The 26,023-nt window shown below is 51.6% G+C and carries 22 protein-coding genes; 6 read left to right on the top strand and 16 right to left on the bottom strand.

The genetic code is table 11. The features are described from left to right. Positions 1–60: 60 nt before the first annotated feature. The 8 genes from CGC65_RS04235 to CGC65_RS04200 all read right to left on the bottom strand — a co-directional run bounded on the left by CGC65_RS04235 (position 61) and on the right by CGC65_RS04200 (position 8,049). Positions 61–1,476 carry an extracellular solute-binding protein gene (locus CGC65_RS04235; RefSeq protein WP_002568167.1) on the bottom strand — a complete coding sequence of 472 codons (1,416 nt, stop codon included), beginning with the start codon at positions 1,474–1,476 and terminating at the stop codon, positions 61–63. Positions 1,477–1,570: 94 nt separating this feature from the next. Further along, on the bottom strand, positions 1,571–2,608 hold the full coding sequence (locus tag CGC65_RS04230) for a zinc-binding metallopeptidase family protein (protein WP_002568168.1): 1,038 nt from the start codon (positions 2,606–2,608) through the stop codon (positions 1,571–1,573). Between the two features lie 272 nt (positions 2,609–2,880). Beyond that, the gene (locus CGC65_RS04225) at positions 2,881–4,389 is read right to left on the bottom strand and encodes an AMP-dependent synthetase/ligase (protein WP_007036617.1); all 1,509 of its coding nucleotides are present in this window, start codon (positions 4,387–4,389) and stop codon (positions 2,881–2,883) included. A 22-nt stretch (positions 4,390–4,411) separates the two neighbouring features. After that, positions 4,412–4,642: an acyl carrier protein gene (locus CGC65_RS04220; protein WP_002568170.1), complete on the bottom strand. Its 231-nt coding sequence runs from the start codon at positions 4,640–4,642 to the stop codon at positions 4,412–4,414. A 121-nt stretch (positions 4,643–4,763) separates the two neighbouring features. Continuing rightward, the gene (locus CGC65_RS04215) at positions 4,764–6,170 is read right to left on the bottom strand and encodes a condensation domain-containing protein (RefSeq protein WP_002568171.1); all 1,407 of its coding nucleotides are present in this window, start codon (positions 6,168–6,170) and stop codon (positions 4,764–4,766) included. Further along, entirely contained in the window at positions 6,167–7,126 is a 960-nt protein-coding gene (locus CGC65_RS04210) for an alpha/beta hydrolase (RefSeq protein ID WP_002568172.1), read from the bottom strand. Before CGC65_RS04210 ends, CGC65_RS04215 begins: the two co-directional genes overlap by 4 nt. Positions 7,127–7,183: 57 nt before the next feature. Then, positions 7,184–7,501, bottom strand: a complete 318-nt coding sequence (locus CGC65_RS04205) for an SCP2 sterol-binding domain-containing protein (RefSeq protein WP_002568173.1) — start codon at positions 7,499–7,501, stop codon at positions 7,184–7,186. Then, positions 7,498–8,049, bottom strand: coding sequence for a 4'-phosphopantetheinyl transferase family protein (locus tag CGC65_RS04200; protein ID WP_002568174.1), 552 nt, complete (start codon positions 8,047–8,049; stop codon positions 7,498–7,500). Before CGC65_RS04200 ends, CGC65_RS04205 begins: the two co-directional genes overlap by 4 nt. A 160-nt stretch (positions 8,050–8,209) precedes the next feature. On the opposite strand from CGC65_RS04200, the gene CGC65_RS04195 reads away from it, so the two are divergent. From CGC65_RS04195 to CGC65_RS04185, 3 genes are all read left to right on the top strand, one after another. Continuing rightward, entirely contained in the window at positions 8,210–8,827 is a 618-nt protein-coding gene (locus CGC65_RS04195) for a TetR/AcrR family transcriptional regulator (protein WP_002568175.1), read from the top strand. A 206-nt stretch (positions 8,828–9,033) separates the two neighbouring features. Further along, the gene (locus CGC65_RS04190; RefSeq protein ID WP_002568176.1) at positions 9,034–11,853 is read left to right on the top strand and encodes a transglycosylase domain-containing protein; all 2,820 of its coding nucleotides are present in this window, start codon (positions 9,034–9,036) and stop codon (positions 11,851–11,853) included. Continuing rightward, a complete protein-coding gene (locus CGC65_RS04185; protein WP_002568177.1) occupies positions 11,840–12,187 on the top strand; it encodes a hypothetical protein in 348 nt (115 codons plus the stop codon). The genes CGC65_RS04190 and CGC65_RS04185 overlap by 14 nt, the downstream gene beginning before the upstream one ends. A 197-nt stretch (positions 12,188–12,384) precedes the next feature. On the opposite strand, the gene CGC65_RS04180 is transcribed toward CGC65_RS04185, so the two are convergent. From CGC65_RS04180 to CGC65_RS04165, 4 genes are all read right to left on the bottom strand, one after another. Further along, positions 12,385–13,041, bottom strand: a complete 657-nt coding sequence (locus tag CGC65_RS04180; RefSeq protein WP_002568178.1) for a shikimate kinase — start codon at positions 13,039–13,041, stop codon at positions 12,385–12,387. Further along, positions 13,038–13,649: a flavin reductase family protein gene (locus CGC65_RS04175; RefSeq protein WP_002568179.1), complete on the bottom strand. Its 612-nt coding sequence runs from the start codon at positions 13,647–13,649 to the stop codon at positions 13,038–13,040. Before CGC65_RS04175 ends, CGC65_RS04180 begins: the two co-directional genes overlap by 4 nt. 33 nt (positions 13,650–13,682) lie before the next feature. Then, positions 13,683–15,353, bottom strand: coding sequence for a putative manganese-dependent inorganic diphosphatase (locus CGC65_RS04170; protein ID WP_002568180.1), 1,671 nt, complete (start codon positions 15,351–15,353; stop codon positions 13,683–13,685). Positions 15,354–15,734: 381 nt separating this feature from the next. Beyond that, a complete protein-coding gene (locus tag CGC65_RS04165; RefSeq protein ID WP_002568181.1) occupies positions 15,735–17,189 on the bottom strand; it encodes an N-acetylmuramoyl-L-alanine amidase family protein in 1,455 nt (484 codons plus the stop codon). Between the two features lie 326 nt (positions 17,190–17,515). Between CGC65_RS04165 and CGC65_RS04160 the strand changes: the two genes are divergently transcribed. Further along, on the top strand, positions 17,516–18,064 hold the full coding sequence (locus CGC65_RS04160) for a GNAT family N-acetyltransferase (protein WP_002568182.1): 549 nt from the start codon (positions 17,516–17,518) through the stop codon (positions 18,062–18,064). Between the two features lie 44 nt (positions 18,065–18,108). On the opposite strand, the gene CGC65_RS32665 is transcribed toward CGC65_RS04160, so the two are convergent. The 3 genes from CGC65_RS32665 to CGC65_RS04145 all read right to left on the bottom strand — a co-directional run bounded on the left by CGC65_RS32665 (position 18,109) and on the right by CGC65_RS04145 (position 21,162). After that, positions 18,109–18,339 carry an RraA family protein gene (locus CGC65_RS32665; RefSeq protein WP_227125332.1) on the bottom strand — a complete coding sequence of 77 codons (231 nt, stop codon included), beginning with the start codon at positions 18,337–18,339 and terminating at the stop codon, positions 18,109–18,111. A 104-nt stretch (positions 18,340–18,443) separates the two neighbouring features. Further along, on the bottom strand, positions 18,444–19,946 hold the full coding sequence (gene malQ / locus CGC65_RS04150; RefSeq protein WP_002568183.1) for a 4-alpha-glucanotransferase: 1,503 nt from the start codon (positions 19,944–19,946) through the stop codon (positions 18,444–18,446). A 196-nt stretch (positions 19,947–20,142) separates the two neighbouring features. Continuing rightward, positions 20,143–21,162: an AraC family transcriptional regulator gene (locus CGC65_RS04145; protein ID WP_002568184.1), complete on the bottom strand. Its 1,020-nt coding sequence runs from the start codon at positions 21,160–21,162 to the stop codon at positions 20,143–20,145. Positions 21,163–21,306: 144 nt separating this feature from the next. On the opposite strand from CGC65_RS04145, the gene CGC65_RS04140 reads away from it, so the two are divergent. Both CGC65_RS04140 and CGC65_RS04135 read left to right on the top strand, forming a co-directional pair. Further along, positions 21,307–23,595, top strand: coding sequence for a glycogen/starch/alpha-glucan phosphorylase (locus tag CGC65_RS04140; RefSeq protein ID WP_002568185.1), 2,289 nt, complete (start codon positions 21,307–21,309; stop codon positions 23,593–23,595). A 107-nt stretch (positions 23,596–23,702) separates the two neighbouring features. Further along, positions 23,703–24,956: a S8 family peptidase gene (locus CGC65_RS04135; RefSeq protein WP_002568186.1), complete on the top strand. Its 1,254-nt coding sequence runs from the start codon at positions 23,703–23,705 to the stop codon at positions 24,954–24,956. On the opposite strand, the gene CGC65_RS04130 is transcribed toward CGC65_RS04135, so the two are convergent. After that, positions 24,934–25,995 carry a lactonase family protein gene (locus tag CGC65_RS04130; RefSeq protein ID WP_002568187.1) on the bottom strand — a complete coding sequence of 354 codons (1,062 nt, stop codon included), beginning with the start codon at positions 25,993–25,995 and terminating at the stop codon, positions 24,934–24,936. The two genes, CGC65_RS04135 and CGC65_RS04130, sit on opposite strands and share 23 nt — an antisense overlap. Positions 25,996–26,023: the final 28 nt, after the last annotated feature.

Genomic DNA, 26,023 nt, shown 5'->3' with positions numbered 1-26,023 from the left:
ATCCTCTGGTCATTTACAAATCCGGCAGCCGCACTCAGGTCTGCCGTGGTCCGGCATGTTCTAGTCAATTACTATCTCAGGATAGATGCGCTGCATATCCTCCTTGAATCCCTGGCATGCCTCCTCCGGAGTGGCGCCGCCGCCTGCCAGTAAATCCATCTGGGCAGTCATGCTGGTCCATGCCTGGCGGTCGTACTTGGTCATGGGGTCTGCCTTGACGTTCATTGCCGTGTCATAGAAGCTCTGGAAATACTGCTGGTCGCCTGTGACGATGTCCGTATGCCCCTCTTCGATACACTGCTCGATAGCCGGTATATATGCCGGGAAATCGCCTAACTGGCCGGCCAGGCCATTGACCAGGTAATCCTTGTCAGCTGTCATGGTCTTTACCCAGGCATAGGCAGCTTCCTTGTTCTTGGAACCAGAGTAAATGCCGTACCAGGTTCCTCCGTTCTGGTAAGGCGCGGGTGCCTCCATATAGCCCCATGTATCCGCTGCCTTCTCCATTTCTCCCTCCGGGATGCCCGGCTTGATGCAGAAGTTAAGGGCCCAGCTGGGAAGTCCGATCAGGATAAACATATCCTGGGAGTACATGCCTGAGGTCCAGCCTGCCGACCACTGGTCTGCCCTGGCATCCACATTGTTGTCAACCACGCGCTGCATCAGGTTGAGCTGCTCCATCAGGAAATCATCGGAGATGATATGGTTGTTCTCATCCACCCACGGAGCGCCTTTATAGGAACAGTAAATCTGCTCTACGGTCTCAATGTCGTCCAACAGTCCTATTTTGCCTCCGGATTTCTCATTCACCTGCTTGCCCACCTCGATGATGGAATCCCAGTCCTTTAACATCTCATGTAATTCTTCGGGATCATCTGTTCCCAGATATTCCCTTGCCAGAGCCTTTTTGTACCAGAAACCGCCTGGAGTAGCCTGGTAGGACAGCCCTCTTAAATTACCGCTGTTATCCCTTGAGAGCTCGTCCACATAGGGAATCATATCCTTGGAAAGAGCCTCTGCGTCGTAGCTCTCCGTACTCAGGTTCTCCAGCAGGTCGGTGTTCTTGTACATACCAAAGTCTGAAATTTCAAAGGTAGCCACGTCAGGCGCATTGGTGCCAGTGCGGAATGCGTTCTGGAGTTTTGTGCGGTACTCGTTGCCCGGCATGACAGTGACTGTCACCTTTACACCGGGAACCCGCTTGTTGAATTCTTCCACATAGAAGTTCATCTCGCTCTGGCTTAAGTTGGTCCACACATTGATTTCCCCGGTGGCTCCGGACACGTCCACGCCGGCTGCGCCGCCAGCCTGGCCCGCTGCCTCTGTCTTTCCCTCTGCTGCCTGGGAGGATTCCTTACCGGAAGCCTCTGCCTTTTGCGCTGCTCCGGTGGGCGCGGATGCCGAAGAACCGCATCCTGCCAGCGTACCTGCTGCCAGGGCTGCTGCTGTCAATAAAGCTAATGGTCTTTTTCTCATGATAATTCCCCTTTCTATTCTGCATTCCGGGACATGTTCCCGAAATGTTGTTACCGTTATCCTGATACCTTGCTGTTTCCGGCCGGCTGAAGCACTAGCATGGCCGCAAATCAGTCTGTCCGTCCACCATGCACACAAACTCGCTGATTAGTTCAATACAGTCCCTGACATCCTTCAGGGAACACACTTCCGCCGGAGTATGCATATACCGGAGGGGCAGGTTCACCAGCGCTGCCGGCACACCGTGTCCGCTGATATGTATGGCGTCCGTATCTGTAAAGGTTCTTCCGGGCGTTATGACCGGCTGCGTGCGGATGTCCAGCCGCCCGGCTGCCTGTTCCAGAATCCGGTTCATTACCGGATGTCCCATAATCCCCACACAGATACCGGGACCGCCTCCCAGGGCCACCCTGCCGCGTACCCCGTCATCCCCGCCCGGTCCATCGCTGGCAAAGGTCACATCCACCGCAACGGCCATGTTTGGCCTGATACCGGCGCCGGCCCAGGCCCCGCCGCTAAAGCCGGTTTCCTCTCCCACCGTTGTCACGGCATAGACTCCGTTTCTGCATTTCTTTTCCTTTGCCCGTCTTAAGGCTTCCATGACAATGAATGCGCCGGAGCGGTCATCCAGGGCCCTGGAGGTGATGCATTCCCCCAACAGGGGCCTCCAATCCGTATCAAACACCACACCGGACCCCACAGGCACATGCCTTCTGGCCGCCTCCCGGTTTCCGGCCCCGATGTCGATAACAAGGTCTGTATCAGACAATTCTTCCTTTTTCTGCAATTCCCCGGAACTTGCCACTGCCCCGTATACCAGGTCCTTTCCCGTGTCAATCCGCACCTTCTGTCCCAGATACATCCGCGGGGTAATTCCCCCCACTCTGGCTGCCCGCAGAAAACCTTCCTCTGTATGGTCCGTGACCATAAGTCCAATCTCATCTATGTGGCCTGCCAGCAAAATCTTAAAGCTGCTGTCCGGATTCAGTATGCCGGTCACATTGCCGTTTACCTCACGCCTAACCTCATCCGCAAAGCCTTCCATATACGCTGCTGCTGTTTTCTGGATATTTGTTTCCCTGCCCGATACTCCCTGGCAGGAGAGCAGCCGGTAAAAAAATTCCTGGTCCATAACTTCCCTCCATCTGAACACGTTTTAGATTATATCTTTTTTCAGTTCCGGTATGAATAAAATAAATTGATGGAAAACCGTATGATTTTGACTGATTTTCGCCCGGATTTTCTTTGCGGATGCCGGACAGGACAGGAAATGACGTTTAGAATGGACAGCTTTTACTATTTATAGTAATCTTTTTACCTTTCCGGGCAGCAAAAAAGCGGTTAGCAGGAAAACAGAGTATATATCTGCTTTCCCCTAATCCGCTTATAATGTACGGCAGGGTTCTAAAATCTTTTAATTTTCTTTGACGGCGTCTTCTCAAACTCCGTCTCCCTGACAATCAGGCTGTAAATTCGCTTATAGACCGGCATATCCTTGTTAAACCCGTCAATCAGTTCCTGTAGTTTTCCCTGGATATCCTTAATATGCTTTTTCTTCGCGTACTCGTAATCCGGGAAAATTTCCGCCTCTATTATCTTATCCTTTTCCCGGACCAGGATTTCCTTTACCAGTTCCGAGCGGCTCAGCTCGTTCTCCAGCTCCTCCGGGGATACATTCTCGCCGTTGGCAAGGATAATCAGGTTCTTGCGGCGGCCTGTGATATAGACGAAATTGTCCTCATCCACATACCCTAAGTCTCCGGTCTTAAGCCATCCGTCCTCCAGGGTCTCGGCCGTCTGCTCCGGCATCTTGTAATACCCCTGCATGACGCTGGATCCCCTTACCCAGATTTCTTCGTCCACCACCCTGGCCTCACAGTTGGGAAGAAGTTTTCCAACAGAACCCTTCTTATTCTCCCATTCCAGATTGGTGCTGATAACCGGCGAGCATTCCGTCATGCCGTAGCCCTGAAGGATGGTAATTCCGTATTCCCTGAAACGGTCTACGTAGTCCGGATCCAGGTAGGCCCCGCCGCTGCATATGATCCGCAGGCTGCCCCCAAAGGCGGCCTTTGCCACCATCTTTTTGGGAATCAGGCTTCCGGCATCCTTTAACTTTCCGTAGATAGACTCAATGACAAGGGGCACCAGCAGCACAATTTCCGGCTTGAACAGCTTCATATTGCGCTGTACATGCATAATGGAATCATTGATGCAGATAATCATTCCTATATAAAGCCCCTTTATGATATCCATGGTCAGACAGTAAACATGGTTGATGGGCAGCAGGGTCATGGACACGGTTCCCGCAGGTATCCTCATGTCCAGGCAGACCGCATTGTCCGTCAGGTTCCTGTGGCTCAGCATGACTCCCTTGCTCTTTCCGGTGGTGCCTGAGGTAAAGAGTATGGTGCAGAGCTGACCGCCGGCAAGCTCTGTCTCATATGTACCGGCATGTCCGGCTATCAGCCGGGACAGCGAGAGCACATCCCCCACCGTCTCCCGGGCCTGCATGGATACCACGTGCCTGATGCCCGGACATTTCCCGCGCACAACGCCTGCCACGTCAGAGCGCAGTTCATCGTACACCAGCATTTCTACATCCGCCCTGTTTAAGAGCTCACACACGGCTTCTGCGGGAAGCTGCGCGTCGATGGGCACTGCCACGCTGCCGCTGTTCACGATTCCGAAATAGGTGGTAATCCACTGGTAGCTGGTAGTGCCTATGACTGCAATATGCTTTCCTTTCATCCCAAGGGCCTCCACGGCACGGCTTACAGCCATGGAATCCAGGTTCACCTCATTGTAGGTCTTGTCAATGATTTCCTTCTTTACCTTGTACCGGAATGCTGTCTGCTCTCCATAAGCCTCTGCGCCGTGCCGTATTATATCCCTTAATGTCTCTGCTGCCATATCTGCCTCCTGCCTTTTCGGCCTACTCTGCCTGCAGGGACTGGATATAAGCCACTGCATCCTTCACGGTCTTTACATTGACCACTTCCCGTTCCTCTACCTCCACGTCGAATTTCTCCTCAATCTCCCCCACCATGCTCATGAAGTCATAGGAATTGAAGCCCAGGTCCTCAATGAACCGGGAATCCTCCTTAATAGTCTCCGGCGCCACATCCACATACTCACAGATGATCTCTTTTAAATCCTCAAACATATCTTTGTAATCCTCCTGCTTTTTTATTTCTTTTTTAATTCTCTTTTTTAATTCTCTTTCTTGATATTCTCTTTTTGTTATATTCCGTCTTTGTATCCGTCGCATCAGCTGTTCTGCTGTTTTACACCATCTCTATGATTTCCCCTACCGGGCGCTCCGGGTCTTCCACACCCCGGAATATGATTCTGCACAGGTAGTAATAAATATACTCCAGCTTCTCCGGCGTCACCACGCCGGTCTGGTACTCAAAACCAAAGTCCAGGCCATTGTCCTCTGCCCTGTGGCTCACGGTGAGATACAGGGTGTGGGCAGCCACACCGTTGGAATAACGGGCAGTCTTATACTTGATATCGCCCAGCTTGTCCAGGCCGGGACCGTCATACTTCATGGCCAGGGGCTGATAGGTAAGGCTTAAGGGCTCATAGGTCTGCCCGTCCTTAAGCTTATAATAATCATGCCTGTAATTGAAATACTCCGACGGGCTGTAACCCGCATGGCGGAAATACTGGTTCTGGGCATCCCTTATTTTGAGCAGGCCCTCCATGAAGGTATCCTCCCTGGACACAATGGTCCTGAAGGGGAAACAGTGAATCCTGCTTCCGCCGCAGCGCTTCTCCGACAGGGTGGCCCGCCTGGAAATGGTGGTGGTGACGGAAACGTCGTCCTGGTCATTCTCCTTCTGGAGATAGGTCCGAAGGCCCATTAAGAGAAGGCAGGTCATGGAAATACCGTATTTCTCGCAAAAATCCAGCAGGCGTCTGGAAGGCTCCCCTTCCAGATGGAAGTTGGTGATATTTGCCTCCACATTATCAGATGTGTTGGTGGCTGCCCTCAGCTTCGGGTTGCGGGCAGCCTTTCTCTCCTCCAGCAGCTTCTTCGGACCGTAGATGTCCGTGAAAATGGGTTCGGAGGAAGCAATCAGTTCCTGGAAAAACTGCCTGTCTTTTTCACAGGCCCTGCTTCCGGCCTCGTAGGCCAAATCCTTTTCCAGCTGCCTGATATAGGAGGACATTTCCTTTGGATGTTCCACCTCGTCGTAAAACCTGCTGGCATACAGTTCAATCACATCCCGGAAAAACAGAATCAGGGACTGGGCATCCATGGTCATGTGGTCCACGCAGATGTAAAGCCCCTGGTACCCATCCGGCATTTTGATCATTACAATATGGTGCATGGGGGAATCGTACCGCTCAAAGGGAACCTCTGTCCACTCCCTGAGCTTTTGCTCCGCGTCCTCCTCCTTCCAGCCGGTAAAGTCAAAGTGTTCGATTTCCTTTGTCTCCTCCTTCACCACATACTGGTAGATGCTGCCCTCCTTGTCATGGGTAAAGCGCAGGCGCATGGTATCGCAGCGGGCAATGGCCTCCTGAATGCAGCTTTTAAGCACGTCCCAGTCTAAGTCCACCTGGATGGTCAGGCTGGATCCGATGTTTAACACCTGCTTCTTGGGGCAGTATTTCAGGCAGTAAAAGTGAAGCTTCTGCGCTGATGTCAGCGGGTATACCTTGTAGCCTTTCCTTGTCTTCATACTCTGTTCTCCTCTTTTCCGAAAACCCGGGCAATCAGTTCCTCAATTGCATGTTCATAGCGGTCCGTATCCTTATAGTAGGCCTCTGCGTGGCTGGCTCCGGGTATGACTAACAGCTCCTTGGGCGAGGCGCAGGCCCCGTACAGCTCATGTACCATGGAACAGGGCACAAAGGTGTCCCTGTCCCCATGGATGAACAGAATGGGAATACGGGCCCTCATTACCTCTTTCCTGGCATTGCATTCATCCAGGCCGTATCCGGCCTCCCTCCTGGCCATGCGGTCCGCAATCTGCATCACGGGAAAAGCCGGCATATGGTACATACTCCTCAGCACATGGCTGAACACTTCCCAGGCAGAGGTAAAGGCACAGTCTGACACAGCGGCCTTTACCTGCTCTGGAAGCTCCAGGCCCGTGGACATCAGCACGGTGGCGGCTCCCATGGAAATACCGTGAAGCATCAGCCCGCAGTCCTCTCCCAGACGCTCCACCACATACTCCATCCACTGCAAGGCGTCATAGCGGTCCAGACAGCCAAACCCGATATAGGTGCCCTCGCTTTTGCCGTGAGCCCTCTCATCCACCACCATCAGGTTAAAGCCCTGGTTCAGATAAAATTTCGCAATGGAAGTGTAGTCGTTGAGTCCTTCGCTGGTATAGCCGTGAAAGCACACCACTGCCCTCCTGGAACCTTCACAGCAAAAGAATGTGCCGTGGAGTCTGAGCCCGTCCCTGGATGTTATGTACACATCTTCCTGAGGCTGTCCTGCCAGCCATTCCCTGCTGGCGCGGATACCCGGAATATAAGCGTCCCAGTCCGTGCCCGCCATCTTCTGTGTCCTGTCCCGCTTTGCATTTCCCCGGACCACGGTCCGGTGGAAAAAATACCGCGCTATGCCGTATTCTCCCGCTGCTCCTGCTGCCGCCAGTCCCAGCATCCATCCTTTGATTCCCATATACCTCACTCCTTTACCGCGGACTGACCGGCTTTCCGGCGCCGCACACGCACCTGCCTACACAAACATCTGCAGCATCAGAGCCTTTTCCAGGCTCCCCTCAACCTTCAGTTTTCCTGTGGTAAACGCAAAGACCGGGTCCAGCTTACCCGACGCCAGCTTCATAAGCGTATCGGCGGAACAGATAAACTTTGCGTCCCTGTCATAATACTCATACGGCTCCACCCTCAGAACGCCGTCCTTAACCTCTGCATAAAACACGCCTTCACCCTCGCCCGTAATATTGAACTGAAAGGCCAGATGCTCCTCTACCCTGCTCACATCGGCCTTCATGAAAATCTCCTTTACCTTTGTAAATACTTCTTCGTAACTCATACTGACTCTCCTTTTTCGTCCGCCGCGCAGACGGATATAATATATGATTGGTAAACCCTGGACTGGTAAAACCGCCAGCCCGGAATACTCCCTTTTATAACGCCCTCCTCCAGGGAAAATGTGATATCCCCCAGCGGAAAGGCCAGCCCTATGCCAATGGCCTTGGCATAGCTCTCCTTAAGGGTCCACAGCCGGAAAAACCGTTCCCGGCGCTCCGCCTCAGACCTTCCTGCCATCACAAAACTGCGCTCTGTTCCGGAACACACGCGCCTCATCAGGCCCGCCTTAAACGGACGAATCTGCTCCGTATCCGCGCCCAGCGCTCTGTCCGCCACAGCGCAGACCACCAGACCCTTTGTATGGCTGATATTAAATTCCACGCCCTCTGCACCCTTAAGACGCGGTTTTGAACCGGCTTCCTGCTCTACCTCCCAGGTCCGTCCATATTCCTTCATAAGACCAAAGTTCAGCAGGCTCCTGCCCAGTATATGTTCCCGTTCCCGGTTATAAAGACTGCCGCCGGGTTCATATGAAGCCAGATAAATCATGACGTTTCCTCCTGAACCTTGTACTCCTGCTTTTTCGACCAGTGGTCGAATCGAAATCAAACTAAACATAACACGTTTTCGACCGCCAGTCAAGTCTGGCGTTTTCATTTATATTCTGCTATACTTGGATGTATTCTAAAGAAAAAACCGAGGATTTTTTATGCAAAACCATAATAAAAAGGACATGATACTGGATGCCATGCAGGAACTTATGGGTTCTGCCAATGTCCAGGCCATTTCTGTCAGTGATATTGCCCAAAAAGCCGGTATCGGGAAAGGAAGTATCTATTACTATTTTTCCTCCAAGAACGATATCATAGACGCAGTGATTGAGAGAAACTACTCCCGGGTCCTGGACGAAGGCAGGGAGCTGGCCGCGTCCTCCCACCTGGATGCCTTTAAAAAACTGGAAATCATATACCACGCCTGCCTGGACTCCTCCATGGAATTGAGACGCCGGGAGGAAATACACACCTTCAATGAACAGCTGGAAAGCGCCTTCATACACCAGAAGTTCTCCCGCATCATCATCACCAAACTGAAACCCATCCTGGCCGACATCATCCGCCAGGGGGTGCGGGAGGGCAGCATCCAGTGCAGCTTCCCGGAAGAGACAGCCCAAATCGTGCTGACTGTGCTGACCATCACCCTGGATAACCACCTGATTCCCTCTGACGACGAAGAGATCGCCCGGATTCTGTCTGCCTTTACCGAGATGCAGGAAAAGGGCATGGGAATCCCCTCCCACACCCTCCGGTTCCTGATGCGCAAAATATGATATTTATTTCCAAAATAAGGACTTTTCCCCCACTTTTGGCGGAAAAAGTCCTTATTTTTATACTTTTTCCCTATCCTTTTTTTCCATTCTGGCTTATAATATCAATGGTTTACCGGGCTGGCAATTGTTTCCAGCCCTATTGAGATATCAGCGCCCATTTTCATATCCATCCACATAACCCGGGCGCAGAGAGGATAAAGAGGACTATGAAAGATACACTGAAACAGGCCGCCCGAAAAACCCTGCTGGTGATCCGCGACATAGGAGTCAGTCTCCTGGGCATCACAGGATGGCTGTTCCACGCCCTTCTGGCCGTGATCACCGCCGGATTCATATTAGGTGCCATCCTGTGCCTGCTGATTTACGCCAAGGTCAAGCCGGATCTGGATGAGTGCCGAGAGCTGGCTTACGACAAGCTGGCCCAGATGGAGCGTACAGATTTCTCAAAACTGTCCGATACCGTGATTTACGACAAGGACGGCCGTCAGATAGGGCTTATCAATGCCGGCCACTACCAGTATGTGGGCATCACCGGCATCAGCATGAACATTCAGAACGCATACATTGCTCAGGAGGACAGACGTTTTAAGAGCCATACAGGCGTTGACTGGATTGCCACCTTCCGCGCCGGTCTGGCTCTGGTAAAGCACAGGGGACAAGTCACCCAGGGAGGGAGCACCATCACCCAGCAGGTCATTAAGAATACATACCTGACCCAGGAACAGACCTTCACCCGTAAAATTGTGGAAATCCTTCTGGCCCCTGAGATTGAAAAAAAGTACTCCAAAGCAGACATTATGGAGTTTTACTGCAATACCAATTTCTATGGCCACCAGTGCTACGGCGTGGAAGCTGCCAGCCGCTACTACTTCGGCAAGCATGCGGCAGACCTGAACGTGGAGGAAGCAGCTGTCCTGGTAGGCATCAGCAACAGTCCCTCGGCCTACGATCCGGTAGCCCATCCCAAAGCATCCCTTGAAAAGCGCAATGACGTATTAAAGAGCATGAATGAAATAGGCGAACTTTCCGATGAGGATTACGAAAAGGCCCTGTCAAAGCCCCTCACCGTGGTCAAGCAGGAATCCGAGGGCACGGACGAGAATTACCAGAGCAGCTACGCCATCCACTGCGCGGCCCTGGAGCTGTTAAAGAAAGACGGCTTCCAGTTCCGCTACACCTTTGAGGACAAGGATGACTACAATTCCTACATGGAACGCTATACAACCGCCTACACGGAAAAATCCGACTTAATCCGCGCCGGCGGCTTCAAGATATACACTTCCCTGGACAGCAGTCTCCAGGACATGCTTCAGGCAGACATAGACCAGGGGCTGTCCTCCTACACCGAGCTGCAGGACAATGGAAAGTATGCCCTCCAGGGCGCAGGCGTTATCGTGGACAACCGGTCCAACTACGTGGTGGCCATCGTAGGCGGCAGGGGAAGCGGGGACCAGTTCAACCGTGCCTATTTAAGCGCCAGGCAGCCGGGCAGTACCATCAAGCCCCTCATTGACTACGGCCCTGCCTTTGACACCGGAGAGTACTACCCCACGCGCATGGTGAACGACCACAAATGGGAGGACGGGCCTTCCAACAGCGGCGGCAATTACCACGGCAGCGTAACGGTCCGTGAAGCCTTAAACCGCAGCCTGAACACAGTGGCATGGCAGATACTGGAGGACATCGGCGTGGACTACGGCCTCAGCTATCTGGGAGAGATGGAGTTCCAGAAGCTTACATACGTTGACAACGGCGTGCCCTCCCTGAGCATCGGAGGCTTTACCAACGGCGTCCGTGTGGTGGACATGGCTAAGGGATACAGTACCCTGGCCAATTATGGTGTGTACAACGACCGGACCTGCATCACCCAAATCATCCATGAGCACGACGGCGACCTGACCAAGGACTTGCCGCCTGCCGCCAAACAGGTCTATCGTGATGATTCCGCCTTCATGCTCACCGATATCCTGAAAGGCACCATGACCTCCCCCTACGGCACAGGACGCGGACTGGAGCTGGATAACGGCATGCCCGCAGCGGGTAAGACAGGAACCACTAACAGCAGTAAGGACACCTGGTTCTGCGGCTACACCCGCTACTATACCACGGCTGTGTGGGTGGGATACGATATCCCCCGCAAGATGCCCGGCATATACGGAAGCACATATGCCGGAAAAATATGGAAAAACATCATGAACCAGATACATGAGGGCCTGGAACCCTGGGATTGGGAGCAGCCTGAAAGTGTGGAATTAAAGGCGGACCCCAGGACGGGAACCCAGGATTACTTCAGCACCACCGCTGAATTCCGGGCCCAGCAAAGCCTGCACGACAAGGAGCAGGCAAAGCTGACCGCGCAGCTGGAACAGGATATCCAGGAATTCACCACCAGGGAAATCAGTTCTGTGGAGGATACCTACTCGGTTAAGAGCCAATATCAGGATATCACCTCCCGCCTTCCCCTTCTGGACGACGGGGAGCTGAGGGCCGGCATGCTGGAGCAGGTGGAAAACCGGTACGATTACTTTACCGGAATTATCAGCCAGATGGGCGATACCATTGCCCTTTACGAAAAGCAGAAGGCCATTGACGATGCCAGGGCCAGGGAAGAAGCCCAAAAGCAGGCCGAGGAGAACCGGAAGCAGGCTGAGAAGGATACCAAAAAGAACGAATTCCTGCAGGCCTTAGAGACTGTGGAGGAACTGGAATACCAGCAGAAGAATGCCCAGGATCTGGTGCAGGATGCCATCGGCAAGCTTTCCCTGGTGGCCGGGGACCCGGAGCAGCAGGCTCTGTCCGACCGGCTTCAGGCAGCCATCACGCGGATCTCCGGCCTGCCCACAGAGGAGCAGTGGAACGCATCCCAGGCCGAGAGCCGGGCATCCGAGGAAGCTGCCATGAAGCAGGCCGAGCAGCAGGTGCAGGTACAGCAGAACCAGCTCCGCTCCTCCTTAAACAGCGAGAAATTTAAGTGGAACAACATGGAATATTACGGACCAGGAGGCAGACCGGATGATGAAAACTGATTTACATAAAAAAGCAGGACATACAGGCGCCCCGCGTCTGAGGCTGCCCAAAAAGGCCCCCGTGGAACCCGAAAAGGATACTGCCAATCCCTACCGCATGCCGCCCAGGCGCTGGTTCCTTACATTCATGTGCATGAACATCCCTATCGCGGGATGGGTTTACCTGCTCTGTCTGGCCTTTGGAAAAAAAGAGAACCAGCTGCGGGATTTTGCCAAGGCTTACCTGGTCTATAAGCTGGTATTCCTGGCAGCGGCTTTGATCATCCTGGGTATTCTGGTATACATCGGACTGGACCTGGCGGATAAGCTGCTGGCTTATATGGAAATGCTGTAGGTCTGCCTGTCAAATAATAAAAATAAATAAAACAATAAAAAGGTTCGTTCTGAATCTTTGGATAACCTAATAATCCAAAGATCAGAACGAACCTTTTTCCATCCGTGGCCCAGCCTCTATATGGCTTCTTCACCCGCAGTTTCCACCGCCTCAATTTCCGCAGCCGATAGTTTCCATCGCCTCAGTTTACGCAGCCGCTAGTTTCCGCAGCCGCCAGTCTCCGCAGCCCTGAAAAGGGCCAGCTCTTCCTTAAGTGCTGCAATCTCCGCCTCGTAAGCTTCTATTTTACGGTCCTTTTCCTCCAGAATCTTTTTCTGTTCCTCCACAATGCGCTCAATCATACTGCGATCCATCATTCCCTCAATGATGTCCCTCAGCGCATCCACTGTTTCCCCGGGAGTCTTGCCCTCCTCGTCAATGGTAATGTCCGCATATTTCTCATAATAAGGCACGCGCTCATTGTAAAGGTCCCGAAGGGTAAAACCCGGTTTCAGGGCAACGCCCCGGTCCACCACATTGCCAATGCGGTTTTCCATCTCCTCATAGCTCATCTTCAGATAGACCACTTCGCTGATTTCCTTCAGGTGCTCCATGGCCTTCTCACCGTATATAACGCTTCCGCCGGGAGCAATGACAGAGAGGGTCACATCCAGTCCGGCATTGATTCTCTCTTCCACTTTAAGGAATCCGTCCATACCCTCCTGTGCGATAATTTCTTTAAGAAGCCTTCCCTCCTTTTCCTGTATCACGATATCCACGTCCACAAAGGAAAATCCCAGCCTCTTGGCCAGCAGTACCCCAATGGTGCTCTTGCCCGATGACGGCATGCCTATCATGGTAATGTTCGGTTTCACGCTTTTTTCCTCCTTGCAGTCCTTTTCTTATCACTCTGCCTTTTCACCGGCTTTTTCACCGAATATCCAAAGCTCCCCAGCTTCTTTCCCAGCTCAAAGTACTCTCCGTGGGAATAGCTCACAAGTCCGGATGCATTGAGGTTGAACTTTCCCCTGTCGTCCATGTACTGGTTGTCAATGGTCACCCCCATCACCTTGGCAATGAACATATCATGGCTTCCCAGTTCCTTCACTTCCACCACCTTGCACTCAATGTTCACCGGGCTTTCCTCCACTCCCGGCGCCTTCACATACCTGGATGCCTGGGGGTTCAGCCTTGTCTCCTTAAATTTGTCCACATCCCTGCCGGATTTTACGCCGCAGTAATCCGTGGCCCGTACCAGCCGCTTATTCACCAGATTGATGACAAATTCTCCTGTATCCCTGATGATGCTGTGTGAAAAACGCTCTTTGCGCACAGAAATAGATACCATGGCAGGATCCGAGCAGATGGTGCCCGCCCAGGCCACTGTGATGATGTTAGGTGTCTCTCCCTCCCTGCCGCAGCTGACCATAACAGCCGGCACCGGGTAGAGCATGTTGCCTGGTTTCCAGTATTCCTTTGACATATCTTAATCCTCCTGCCCTGCCGGGCCGTTGTCCTAATCCTGCTCCGCCAGCATCAGCTCCGGAATCAATTGTTTTTTACGGGATACCACACCCGGCAGGCTCAGCACCGGTTCCGGCTTTTCCGTGGCTTCCTCTATATCCAGATGAAAGGCCTTGGCCGCCAGCTGCACCGCGCCCTGCCCGTAACAAATCAGGTCCGTGGATTCCTTCAGTATGTTGGTCAGCATGAAAAATGCCATATCCAGGCTGTTGCTCTCCTTGGCCTTTTCCATATAACCCAGCATCTTCTCCTTCAGGGTTTCCAGCTCTATATCGTTTAACGACGTAATCTGTCCCACGCCAATCAGCGCCTTGCCAACAGAAAACTTCTTAAAATCCTGGTAGAAAATCTCCTCATCGGACTTATCCTTAAGATTACTTCCCGCTCCGAACATTTCCATGGCGTATTTCTCTATATCCAGGCCTGCTATGGCTGCCAGGGACCTGGCAGCCATCTCATCCACCGGTGTGCAGGTTGGTGAGCGGAACAACAGGGTATCCGACACAATAGCGCTGCACAAAAGCCCTGCAATCTTCGGCTCAATATCCACCTTGTTTTCCAGGTACATCTGGTAAATGATGGTGGCCGTACAGCCCAGGGGCTGGTTGCGGAAGAACACCGGAGCCATGGTCTGGACGGTTCCCAGCCTGTGATGGTCGATGATCTCCATGATTTCGGCGCTCTCAATACCTGCCACAGCCTGGCTCTTCTCGTTGTGGTCCACCAGGATAACCTGTTTGCCCTTGGCGCCCAACAGGTTCCGGCGTGAAATCATTCCCAGATACCTTCCCTCCTTGTCCAGGATGGGGAAGTCCCGGTGCCGTTTGCTGGCCATGACCTCCCGGATTTCATCTGTATAATCATCGCTGTTAAAGGTTATGAGGTGCTCCCTGGTCATGAAATAGCTGATAGGCATGCTCTGGTTAATCAGACGGGCCGCCGTATATGTGTCGTAGGTGGTGGCAATGACCGTACATCCCCTGTCCTGGGCAATCTTCTTGATGGTCATGGACACGCCTGCACCCTCACACACAATGATGCAGTCAGCCCCCATCTCGATGGCGCAGAGCTGGGACTCATAACGGTTGCCCAGTATAACCAGGTCATGGGGTTCAATGTAAAATTCCATCAGGTCCGGATTGGCGGCTGCAATCAGCACCTTTCCCTTGTCAAAATAGACGTCCGCATCCCCCACCACAATATCAGCTTCCAGTGTTTCAATGATGTTGGAATACTGGGTATGGGCCTTGGACAAGATGCTGCTGTCATATATATTCATATAGGTCTTTGTGATATCGCCTACCGTGATAAGCCCCTCCAGGGTACCGTCGGGCCTGACGGAAGGAATGGTCACCACATTGTTTTCCTGCATGATGTTCCATGCCTTTTTTAAGGAAATGTTATCCGCAACTCCCCTGGTCTTGCGGATTTCAATGTCCTTTACCTGGGTTCTCACGTCCTCCACCAGCTTAGGCTCCTCCATGCCGAAGTAATCCAGGACAAACCTGGTCTCTCCGTTCACATGGCCTGCCCTGGCCGGAATGTACGCATCCCCTGTAATGGCCCGCTTCAGGTTGGCATAACAGATAGCCGAACAGATGGAATCCGTATCAGGATTCCTGTGGCCGATGACCATTGTCTTTCTCTTTAATTCCTGCTCCATTTTCTCTCCTTCGATTCTGCATCTATGGTAATATATAATGTTTCATAATCTGTTTACAACAAATTCACATTTCGTTCACATTTATTTTTTATACTATTTTCATAAGAGCAAGTCACATATACAAATGATAAATAGTAAAATTGCACATAGATTTTTCATAATTGCCCCGGTTGTTATACAATCGGGGTCTCCTCATTTTATAAGGCTTTTACGGGCTGAAAACTCCGGCTCTATCTTTATACTGTATACAAGATATTTCCCGCCATTTCAGTATATCAGACCGTATTTCTTTTTTCAACCACAACCTAAAAGGGACGGCCCTTCCGCCAGTATGGCGGAAGCCGTCCCTTTCCAAAGCTCAGAAACAAAGCTTATAAAACATCAAAGCTCATATACCTGATCACAGGTGAAATCCGGAAGGGTGGCGCTGCTGTCTGCCTTCTTCGTCTTTTTCCCGTTGTCATCCGTATAGTAAACTTCCCTGTCCTCAACCAAATAGACATAATCCCCATCGCTCTTATAAGCCTTCTCATTGGTCTGTACCTTACCGGATTCATTGACCAGGTAATATTTGCCGTCCACCTGATAGACCTCGTACTGGGAATCCCCGTCCGCTGTCACCAGCAAACCGTTGTAGTACAGGAATCCATCCTTTTCTCCGCTGAAGCCAGCTCCCTTGTTGGATCCCGAGGTGTTGAAATAGAAGGTGCAGCGTTTGCCGTCATCGTCAGCAATACCGGTATTCCTGCCGGTGAGCATCCTGCCGTCAGTCCCCTTTTCTCCGAAATATCCCACCAACACATGGCCGCCGGATACTATCTTGACCAGTCCGTTCCTTCTGCATCCATACTGGTTCACAAAATAATTTTCGCCATCCACCCGGATGGTGGCGGCATTCATGGTGGAGATGCCTGTTTTAAGGTAGGCGGGAGTGCCGTTGTTCTCAAAGTAATACCACTCCTTATCCCCTTCCCTTGGAAGCTCCTCATCCCCCTTCTTTAAGATGGCTGCCCCGTCGTCGGAATCACCGGGATGCTCAGACAGCTGTTTCCACTGTCCCTTTGCAATGGCTCCGTCGTCCTTACCGCCCAGGTATACGAAACGGCTGATGCCTGTGGCATCATCGCTGTCCGCTTTCTCCTTCACCGCATGCCAGCCCGTCAGCATGGCACCGTTCCGGTCAAAATAGAATTTTTCTCCGTGAATGGTCTCCTGGTCATAATTGCCGGTAAGAGAGCGTTTGGCCTTACCGTTATTCTGAAAGAAAAACCACCGGGAATTCTCATCTGCCTTCTTATATTCCTTGGAGATATCCCCAATCTCAGGCAGATCATCCTCATCAAATTCCAGGCATACCCAGCCCCGTCTCATGGCACCGTCGTCCTTGCCGCCCAGGTAGTAGATATTATCGCCCTCGTAGAACCAGCCCGTGCGCATCTTACCGTCGCTGTCAAAGTTGTACCGGCCGTCTCCTACGTTCTTCCAGCCTTCCTCTGTCTTGCCGTTCTTGCCCAGGAAATACCAGCCCTCTTCCTTCAGGCCGTCCTTGCCGTCTGTGTGGACCCAGGAATTCTTCACCATGACTCCCTTGTCGTCCACATAATATGTATTCTCTATCCAGGTGCTCTTCTCAATCTCCCCGTCGCTGCCCAGGAAGTATGATTTTCCGTCCCGTGTCCTCCATTCATTGGTCACATAGTTACCCTTGTTGTCCACAAATTTAAGAACTCCGTCCTCTGTCTTCCATCCGGACTCCGCACCCAATGCAGTGCCGGCAGCCATCACTCCCAACAGCAATCCTATGGCCCATCCTGTCAGTATCCTTCGTCTGGTCATATCCTCCACCTCCTTATAGTACCATTTTATCAGAAAGTGAAAGGAAATAACAGGATGAGAAAGGGGAAAAATTGTGTAAGAATTACTTAATTTTATTTATGCGTGCAAATAATCTCACAGTTTACAGCTCAAACTCGTAATTGCATGAAAAGGCTTTCCCTGATGACCTTTGTGGAGACGCCGCTTATGACGGATGCCGTTGTAAATATTCCTTAACAGACAGTGGAAATTATGTGACATCAGTGATAGAATGTAGGTTGCAATACAAACCTTCAAAAACATATATATATCTGAAACATTTATATATTTAGAAAGGAGTCCCCCATATGTCAGACACAGCCGTCACCATCCGAATGGCAGAAGAAGCAGACGCGGCCGCCCTCCTGTCCATATACGCGCCTTATGTAGAAAAGACCGCCATTACTTTTGAATATGAGGTTCCCACTGTCCAGGAATTCAAAAACCGCATCACATCCACCCTGAAACGGTATCCATATCTGGCAGCAATCCGGGATGGACGCATCATAGGATACGCCTATGCATCCCAATTTAAAGAGAGGTCAGCCTATGACTGGGCTGTGGAAACCTCCGTCTATGTATCCGGGGATGCGAGGCGCACCGGCGCAGGCTCCCTTCTCTACGAGGCATTGGAAAACTACCTGAGACGCCAGAACGTCATCAATGTCAATGCCTGCATTGCCTACCCCAATCCGGGCAGCATAACCTTTCATGAAAAATACGGCTACCATACCGTGGGACATTTCACCAAATGCGGCTACAAACTGGGCCAGTGGTGGGATATGGTCTGGATGGAAAAAATGCTGGGCCCTCACCCGGAACAGCCGGAACCTTTTATACCGGCAGGCAGGCTTTAAGGCCTGCCTTTTCTATCCCATCATGTCTTTTACCCATGAAGGAGTCAACTCAGGTAGTTCTGTCCCTTCTTTTTTACACTTCCTATATTGCTCAATTGTATCACATATCCAGGCTTACAGCTGTATATCGCTATATGTATGGGAAGATTATCACCGTCTTTTGTATCTACAGTACAAGCGGTTCCAACCACCTTCATGTTATCAGATACAGGTTTAATCTGTTGGCACATACACCGGTTCGCAAGCAGCCCCAGCTTATTTAAACCATCGCAAATTCTTGAGTAAATTCAAATACCCAGCGGAATCCTGTTTCCTATTCCGCCGGGTATCATTACACAATATAATACGATTGTATTATAAATATATTTTTTCTTTCCTTCTACGCCTCCCCCAGCCGCCCATATATCCCGGCCAGCCGCCTGCACCGCTTCACAGTGTCCTCATTCAAATCTTCCCTGCTCATCCTCCACCGCCAGTTCTTCCCCAGGGTAGACGGCTCGTTGATTCTGGCAGACGTATCGTATCCCAGATAATCCTGGACCGGAATCACTGCCAGGTCAGCCACGCTTCCCAGCGCAGCCCTGACTAAATCCCAGTGAATCTCTCCCTCCGGTGTGTATCCGGCTCCTATGTACTCCCTGACAAAATTTCTGTCATGTTCATCCAGTGACGCGAACCAGCCCTCTGCTGTATCATTGTCATGAGTGCCGGTGTACACCACACAGTTGGAACCGTATTTGTGAGGCAGATAATCACTGTTCTCACCGGCGTCAAAGGCAAACTCCAGCACCTTCATCCCCGGAAATCCCGTATCCTTCAGAAGCTGTCTCACAGTAGGGGTAAGGAACCCCAGATCCTCTGCTATGATAGGCAGCTTGTCCCCGCCGAAATGCTCCTGCATCTGCCGGAATATTTCGATACCCGGCCCCTTTTCCCAACGGCCGTACTCAGCCGTGGCATCGCCGTAGGGTATGGCGTAATACTCATCAAATCCCCGGAAGTGGTCCACCCGCACCAAATCATACATGCGAAAACAGTACTCCATCCTCCGCATCCACCAGGCAAATCCAGTTTTCCTGTGGTATTCCCAGTTATACAGAGGATTTCCCCACAGCTGGCCTGTGGCTGAAAACCCGTCAGGCGGACAGCCCGCCACTGCCCCCGGCATATTATTCTCATCAAACTGGAACAATTCGGGCCGCGACCAGCTGTCGGCGCTGTCAAATGCCACATAAATGGGAATATCCCCTATAATCCGGATCCCCTGCTCATGGGCATATCTCTTAAGGGCATCCCACTGCTCCTCAAATTTAATCTGCTGGAATTCATAAAACCCAATCTCATCCGTCAGCATGGCTCTGTATGCCTCCAGTGCCTCCGGTTTTCTCAGACGGATACCTTCGTCCCACAGATTCCAGCTGCATGAATCAAAATGGTTCTTTACCGCCATATAAAAACAATACTCCCTGGTCTCATCCCCCAGTTTCCGTCCCGCCAGCTCATGAACCAGCTCCGGGGACCGGCCGGCCTTCCAGCGCTCATAAGCCTTCCTTAAAAGCGGGAATCTGCCATCGTATATCTTCTTATAATCAATGTCCCTCTCATCGTTTCCAAAGTCCGCGTCCAGGCACTCCTCCCTTGTGAGAAGTCCTTCCTCTGTCAGCTTTTCCAAATCAATAAAATATGGATTTCCCGCAAAGGCCGAAAAGGACTGGTAGGGCGAATCTCCGAATCCGGTGGGGCCCAGAGGCAGAATCTGCCAGAAGCTCTGTCCCGCTGCCTTTAGTGTATCAATAAAATCATATGCTTCCTTAGAAAATGCCCCGATGCCATACCGCGAAGGCAGGCTGGCAACCGGAAGCAGCATACCGCATTCCCGCATAGTGATAATCTCCTTTATGTCCGGTGTGCCCATTCATTTCATGCTGTACGATTATTCTGCCACATAATCACTCTGCCACATAATCACTCTGCCACATAATCACTCTGCCGCACAATCATTCCGCCGCACAGCTGCACTGCCGCAATCTGACAGGCCCCGGAAAATACCGCTTCATTTTATCACACTTTCATATCCCCTACAAGTAAATCTCCCCATTCTTGCGGTATTCCCCCGGCGTTTTCCCGTACTTTCTCCGGAACAGCCGGTTAAAATAGGATATGTTATCAAATCCGCATCTCTGGGCCACCGCCGTCACCGGATCCGGGGTGGTCAGCAGCATTCCCGCCGCCTTTTCCAGACGGAATTCATTGAGATACTGTATGAACGGCACACCCATATACTGTTTAAAATACTTCATAAAATGGGAATTACTGTAAAAACAGAGCTCTGCCCCGTCCTCCACAGTTATCTTTTCACCGTAGTGCTCCTCCATGTATTCCAGCAGCCGTTTCATCCTCTCCCTGGATTTACGGGGCTGCCCTGCGGCCTCCGGGCCCCAAATCCCTGCAATCAGGCCCAGGAACCAGAACAGGGTTCCTTTTACCCCCATCTGGTAGGCATAGTTCTTTTTCCCGCACAGCTGGTCCAGGATCCCGATACATTCCATAAAAGCCCCGTAATCCGGCAGACCTCCTGTAATATGAAGAGGCTTTCCGATACCGCCCTCTGTCATGGGCCGCAAAAAATCATAGGTGCACAGGTCTGATTCAGCCGACATAAGCATAGAAGGAAGAAAAATAATATTTTCATACTCCATCGCCTCAGAGCCGCACTGACTGATGCCATGAAGCTGTCCGGGAAACACCACCACGGCCTCCCCCGCCCTTGCTTCATACGGCTCCATATCCACAGTCACCACACCCCGTCCCTTTTTCACCGCAATAATCTCCATATCCTCATGCCAGTGAACAGGAACCTGCCTGAAATCAGCCGGAATAGAGCAGGGGTAAATATTAAAAGGGAAATCCCTTCCCGCATGCTCTTTTATCTCATGGTACCCATATTGCTCACGCCCGCGTCCTCTATATTCCTCACGCCCGCCTTCTCCATATTCCTCACGTCCGACTTCTCCATATGCCCCATTCCCCTGCATCCCGCTCCTGTCTCTCCCCTGATAACCGCTCTCCGTGCTTCCCATTTTCATGCCGTCCTGCATCTGCAGACCACCTTTATCATAAATTTGATAGTATTGTACTATATCATCACATAATTATGCAAGATTTTCTTTTTTCATCCCATTATAATACAGACAAACGTACAATCATGCCGCTACGGCACCCCTTACGGAGGAATGTAAATCATGAATCAGAACCAATTGGAGCAAATGCTGACAGAAGCGTGCAAAAAAGACATTTCAAGCTGCACTGACAAAGAGCTGTACACAGGCCTTCTCTGCCTGGTAAATAAACTGTCCAAGGGCCGGGAATCCGCCCGGGGAAAAAAGAAATTATACTACATTTCCGCTGAATTCCTTATAGGCAAGCTGCTGTCCAATAATATGATAAACCTTGGAATCTACAGCCAGGTCAAATCCATTCTGGCAAGCCGCGGCAAAGACCTCAGTGTCCTGGAGGAACTGGAGCCTGAGCCATCCCTGGGCAACGGCGGGTTAGGCAGGCTGGCAGCCTGTTTCCTGGATTCCATAGCCACGCTGGGACTGAACGGGGACGGAATCGGGCTGAACTACCATTTCGGCCTGTTCAGGCAGTTATTCAGGGATAATCTTCAGAATGAGGAGCCCAACCCATGGATGGAAAACACCTCCTGGCTGAGTAAAACCAATGTTACCTACCAGATTCCATACCGGAACTTTACGCTCACCTCACGGATGTATGACATCGAAGTCACCGGCTATGACAACCGCACCAACAAGCTGCATCTTTTTGATGTGGAGACCGTGGATGAGTCCATTGTAGAGGACGGGATTTCCTTTGACAAGACTGATATCAGGAAAAACCTGACCCTGTTCCTTTACCCGGATGACAGCGACAGGGCTGGTCAGATACTGCGCATTTACCAGCAGTATTTCATGGTCAGCAACGCGGCCCGCCTCATACTGTCAGAGGCAGCTGCAAAAGGCTCCACCCTTTACGACCTGCCCGACTATGCGGCCATCCAGATCAACGACACCCATCCCACCATGGTCATTCCCGAGCTGATTCGCCTTCTCACCACAGAGCACGGCATGGAAATGGACGACGCCATACAGGTGGTGACGGATACCTGCGCTTATACCAACCACACCATCCTGGCGGAAGCCCTGGAGACCTGGCCCATGGACTACTTTAAAGAAGCGGTTCCCCAGCTGATTCCCATTATGGAAGTGTTGGACGACAAGGTCAGGAGGAAATTTGATGATCCGTCCGTGTATATCATTGACAAGGGCGACCGGGTGCACATGGCCCACATTGACATCCACTACGGCTTCAGTGTCAACGGCGTGGCTGCCCTTCACACAGACATACTGAAAAAGAATGAGCTGAACAACTTTTACAGGCTCTACCCGGAGAAATTCAACAATAAGACAAACGGCATCACCTTCCGCCGGTGGCTGCTTCACTGCAATCCCCAGCTGGCTGATTATATATCAGAACTCATAGGCGATGGTTTTAAGAAGGATGCATTTGAACTTAAGAAACTGGATGACAGGGCATTCACAGCCAACATAAAGACCCTGCACCGCCTTTTAGCCATCAAGGACAGTAAGAAACAGGAGCTGGCAGACTACCTTAAGGAAACCCAGGACATTGACATTGACCCCAAATCCATTTTTGACATACAGGTAAAACGTCTTCATGAATACAAGCGCCAGCAGATGAACGCCCTGTACCTGATACACAAATACCTGGAAATCAAACGGGGCAGCAGGCCGGCCACTCCCATCACCGCCATCTTTGGAGCCAAGGCAGCGCCTGCATATACCATTGCAAAGGATATCATTCATATGATACTCTGCCTCCAGCAGGTCATTGACAGCGACCCGGACGTAAAGCCATGGCTGAATGTGGTCATGGTAAATAACTACAATGTGAGCCTGGCTGAAAAGCTGATTCCTGCCTGCGATATCTCGGAACAGATATCCCTGGCCTCCAAGGAAGCCAGCGGTACCAGCAACATGAAATTTATGCTCAACGGAGCCGTGACCCTGGGCACGGATGACGGAGCCAATGTGGAAATCCATGAGCTGGTAGGCGACGACAACATCTATATCTTCGGTGAATCCAGCGAAACCGTCATCCGGCGGTACGCAGAAGGCAGCTACTGCTCCCGCTCCTACTATGAGGCGGACCCTGACCTTAAGGAAGCCGTTGATTTCATCATCAGCCCCGCCATGACGGCAGCCGGTTCCGTGGAACACCTGGAGCGCCTGTACAACGAGCTTCTGAACAAGGACTGGTTCATGACCTTCCCCGACTTTAAGGCTTACTGCCAGGCCAGGGAACAGGCTCTGAGCGACTACGAAAACCGTACGGCCTGGGCCAGGAAAATGTTAATCAACATCAGCAAGGCCGGTTACTTCTCCTCTGACCGTACCATTGAGGAGTACAACAGGGATATATGGAAGTTAGATACGGGTCTGGTACCATAATTTGTAATAAAATCGGAAAGATTTTCATAAAATTTTCAAAGTCTTATGCTATCTTATGTGTTATACTATTACAATGGTATAATGAAACATCAAAAAGGAGCATAGTCATGAAAAAACTCATTACGGCCACGGCGCTTTTCCTGGCACTTGCCACAGCGTCCGGGGCCGTCCCCTATAATGCGGCGGATAACGCATTCTCCGCCTATGCGGTAGGCCCCGGCCTCAACAACCTGTCCATCAAGGACGACAAGGCCTCGTACCAGTGGGCCCTTAAAAATGACGGCCAGGCGCAAAAAATAGTCCAGGAACTGGATATTGATTCCCTGGACCCCGCCTATGTACACAGAAACAAAAGAGGAAAGGTAGACGCCATAGCCCTTCCCCCGCTGGAGCCGGCCAATATCCTGACCAGCGCCATTGATGCTGTTCCCGGAATTGATATCAATATCCAGCCAGCATGGGAGGCCTACTCCCAGACAGAGACAAAGCGCCCCCTGACCGTGGCGGTCATAGACACAGGCGTGGACATCTCCCATCCGGATTTGCAGGGTTCCATATGGGTCAATGAGGACGAGATTCCCGGAGACGGCATTGACAATGACGGAAACGGATTCGTGGACGATGTAAACGGCTGGAATTTTTACAGCAATACCAACCAGGTTTACGAAGGCCCGGAGGACGTCCACGGCACCCATGCAGCCGGCACCATTGCGGCCTCCAAGGATAACGGCGGCATCGTGGGAATAGCCGACAACAATTACGTAAAAATCATGCCTGTAAAGGCCCTGGGAGGAGAAGAGGGAAAGGGTTCACCGGACAATGTGATTGCAGCCATCAAATATGCGAAGGCCAACGGCGCCCAGATATGCAATCTGAGCTTCGGCTCCCAGAACTGCACCGAAGAATTCAAGGCAGCTATCCGCGACTCCGGAATGCTTTTCATTGTAGCCGCGGGCAACGGGGATGACAACGCAATCGGCTATAACATAGACGCCTCCCCCATTTACCCTGCCTCCCTTCCCTTTGACAACGTGATAACCGTAGCCAACCTGATGTTTGACGGCAAACTGGATGAGAGCTCCAACTTCGGCGCGGGCAGCGTGGACATCGCTGCCCCCGGCACCTTCATCCTGGGCATCACTCCGGACAATGGCTACGCCTTCATGAGCGGCACCTCCATGGCCGCTCCCATGGTCACCGGCACAGCAGCCATGCTCTATACCTCCAGACCGGAATTGAGCCTGACAGACATCAAAAACGTAATCCTGGCCTCAGCCCGCAAGATGGACAGCCTGAACGGCAAGGTATTAAGCGGCGGAATGCTGGATGCCAACGGGGCTATGCAGTGGGGACGGCAGTAAGGCAGACAGGAGCATGACAGAAAGTCTCTCCCATCCTCCGCGTCAGGATTCCCGTATCTTCATTCCTATAGAAACATGTAATGGTATTGCTGTCCTGGTTCGCAGACAAAATCATGTCCTTAAGTACCAGAATATCTCTGGGAGTCCTGCCGCCGGCCTTTTCTATCTGCACCAGATGGAGAAGGCCGTTTTTTGGATCAATCCTGAATACAGCAATGCTGTCGTCTCCGCGGTTGGACACATATAAGAAACGGCCGTCCTCCGAACATTTGATGGCTGCACAGGAGCTTTTATCATTCGGTGCGCTCAGGGAGGAAATTCTCTGCAATATTTGGCATCCCTCTTTTAATATATTCACCGCAAACACCTCTGAACTCAATTCACAGACCACATACATCCTGTGCGCGTTTCCCGGCTGAAACACAAAATGCCTGGGGCCGGTTCCCTTTGGCAGCATAATATCCCGCTCCGGCCTATGGCTAAGGGTCATGGTATGAACATCTATTCCATAAAATAATATACAGTCCAGGCCCAGGTCCACACACCAGATTCCGTCCTTTTCCGGAGACAGACCGCTAAAATGCACATGGGGGCCTTCCTGGCGCAGGGTGTTGGGTCCTTTTCCCTTATGCTGTCTGCAGTCACTCATTTCCCCTAGACTTCCATCCGGCATCAGAGGAAACATGGACAGGCTTCCGCTCATATAGTTAGCCGCATAAATAACCCCTGCTTCCTCATCCAGGGTCACATGGCAGGGAAGGGTGCCCGTAGTTCCTCTGGAATTGAGAATCTCCAGAGAATTCTCACGGCATTTTATGGCGCACACGCCTCCCCCCGCTTTCCCATGATACTCCATATCCTCCATCACTGCATACATCATGGTCCCGTTCTGCGAAAGGGCCAGATACGACGGGTTTGATATACCCGGAAGAGCCAGTTCCCTTTCCAGTATTTGGCTGTTTCCATCCATCCTGTATCTGAAAATACCATTTTCATCCGCACCCGCATATGTTCCTGCATAAATCCTATATTCCATCATACATCCCTCCCCGTAACCTGTTTGAAAA

Origin of the sequence: Enterocloster bolteae, from assembly GCF_002234575.2 — a bacterium.
Classification (GTDB): Bacteria; Bacillota; Clostridia; order Lachnospirales; family Lachnospiraceae; genus Enterocloster; species Enterocloster bolteae.
Note: the sequence above shows the minus strand (reverse complement) of the source record. Positions and strands in the feature narration are given on the sequence as shown.

Bases quoted from the DNA above. Each gene is read 5' to 3' on its own strand.
- CGC65_RS04235 (WP_002568167.1), bottom strand. From the start codon at position 1,476: ATGAGAAAAAGACCATTAGCTTTATTGACAGCAGCAGCCCTGGCAGCA.
- CGC65_RS04230 (WP_002568168.1), bottom strand. From the start codon at position 2,608: ATGGACCAGGAATTTTTTTACCGGCTGCTCTCCTGCCAGGGAGTATCG.
- CGC65_RS04225 (WP_007036617.1), bottom strand. From the start codon at position 4,389: ATGGCAGCAGAGACATTAAGGGATATAATACGGCACGGCGCAGAGGCT.
- CGC65_RS04220 (WP_002568170.1), bottom strand. From the start codon at position 4,642: ATGTTTGAGGATTTAAAAGAGATCATCTGTGAGTATGTGGATGTGGCG.
- CGC65_RS04215 (WP_002568171.1), bottom strand. From the start codon at position 6,170: ATGAAGACAAGGAAAGGCTACAAGGTATACCCGCTGACATCAGCGCAG.
- CGC65_RS04210 (WP_002568172.1), bottom strand. From the start codon at position 7,126: ATGGGAATCAAAGGATGGATGCTGGGACTGGCGGCAGCAGGAGCAGCG.
- CGC65_RS04205 (WP_002568173.1), bottom strand. From the start codon at position 7,501: ATGAGTTACGAAGAAGTATTTACAAAGGTAAAGGAGATTTTCATGAAG.
- CGC65_RS04200 (WP_002568174.1), bottom strand. From the start codon at position 8,049: ATGATTTATCTGGCTTCATATGAACCCGGCGGCAGTCTTTATAACCGG.
- CGC65_RS04195 (WP_002568175.1), top strand. From the start codon at position 8,210: ATGCAAAACCATAATAAAAAGGACATGATACTGGATGCCATGCAGGAA.
- CGC65_RS04190 (WP_002568176.1), top strand. From the start codon at position 9,034: ATGAAAGATACACTGAAACAGGCCGCCCGAAAAACCCTGCTGGTGATC.
- CGC65_RS04185 (WP_002568177.1), top strand. From the start codon at position 11,840: ATGATGAAAACTGATTTACATAAAAAAGCAGGACATACAGGCGCCCCG.
- CGC65_RS04175 (WP_002568179.1), bottom strand. From the start codon at position 13,649: ATGTCAAAGGAATACTGGAAACCAGGCAACATGCTCTACCCGGTGCCG.
- CGC65_RS04170 (WP_002568180.1), bottom strand. From the start codon at position 15,353: ATGGAGCAGGAATTAAAGAGAAAGACAATGGTCATCGGCCACAGGAAT.
- CGC65_RS04165 (WP_002568181.1), bottom strand. From the start codon at position 17,189: ATGACCAGACGAAGGATACTGACAGGATGGGCCATAGGATTGCTGTTG.
- CGC65_RS04160 (WP_002568182.1), top strand. From the start codon at position 17,516: ATGTCAGACACAGCCGTCACCATCCGAATGGCAGAAGAAGCAGACGCG.
- malQ (WP_002568183.1), bottom strand. From the start codon at position 19,946: ATGCGGGAATGCGGTATGCTGCTTCCGGTTGCCAGCCTGCCTTCGCGG.
- CGC65_RS04145 (WP_002568184.1), bottom strand. From the start codon at position 21,162: ATGCAGGACGGCATGAAAATGGGAAGCACGGAGAGCGGTTATCAGGGG.
- CGC65_RS04140 (WP_002568185.1), top strand. From the start codon at position 21,307: ATGAATCAGAACCAATTGGAGCAAATGCTGACAGAAGCGTGCAAAAAA.
- CGC65_RS04135 (WP_002568186.1), top strand. From the start codon at position 23,703: ATGAAAAAACTCATTACGGCCACGGCGCTTTTCCTGGCACTTGCCACA.
- CGC65_RS04130 (WP_002568187.1), bottom strand. From the start codon at position 25,995: ATGATGGAATATAGGATTTATGCAGGAACATATGCGGGTGCGGATGAA.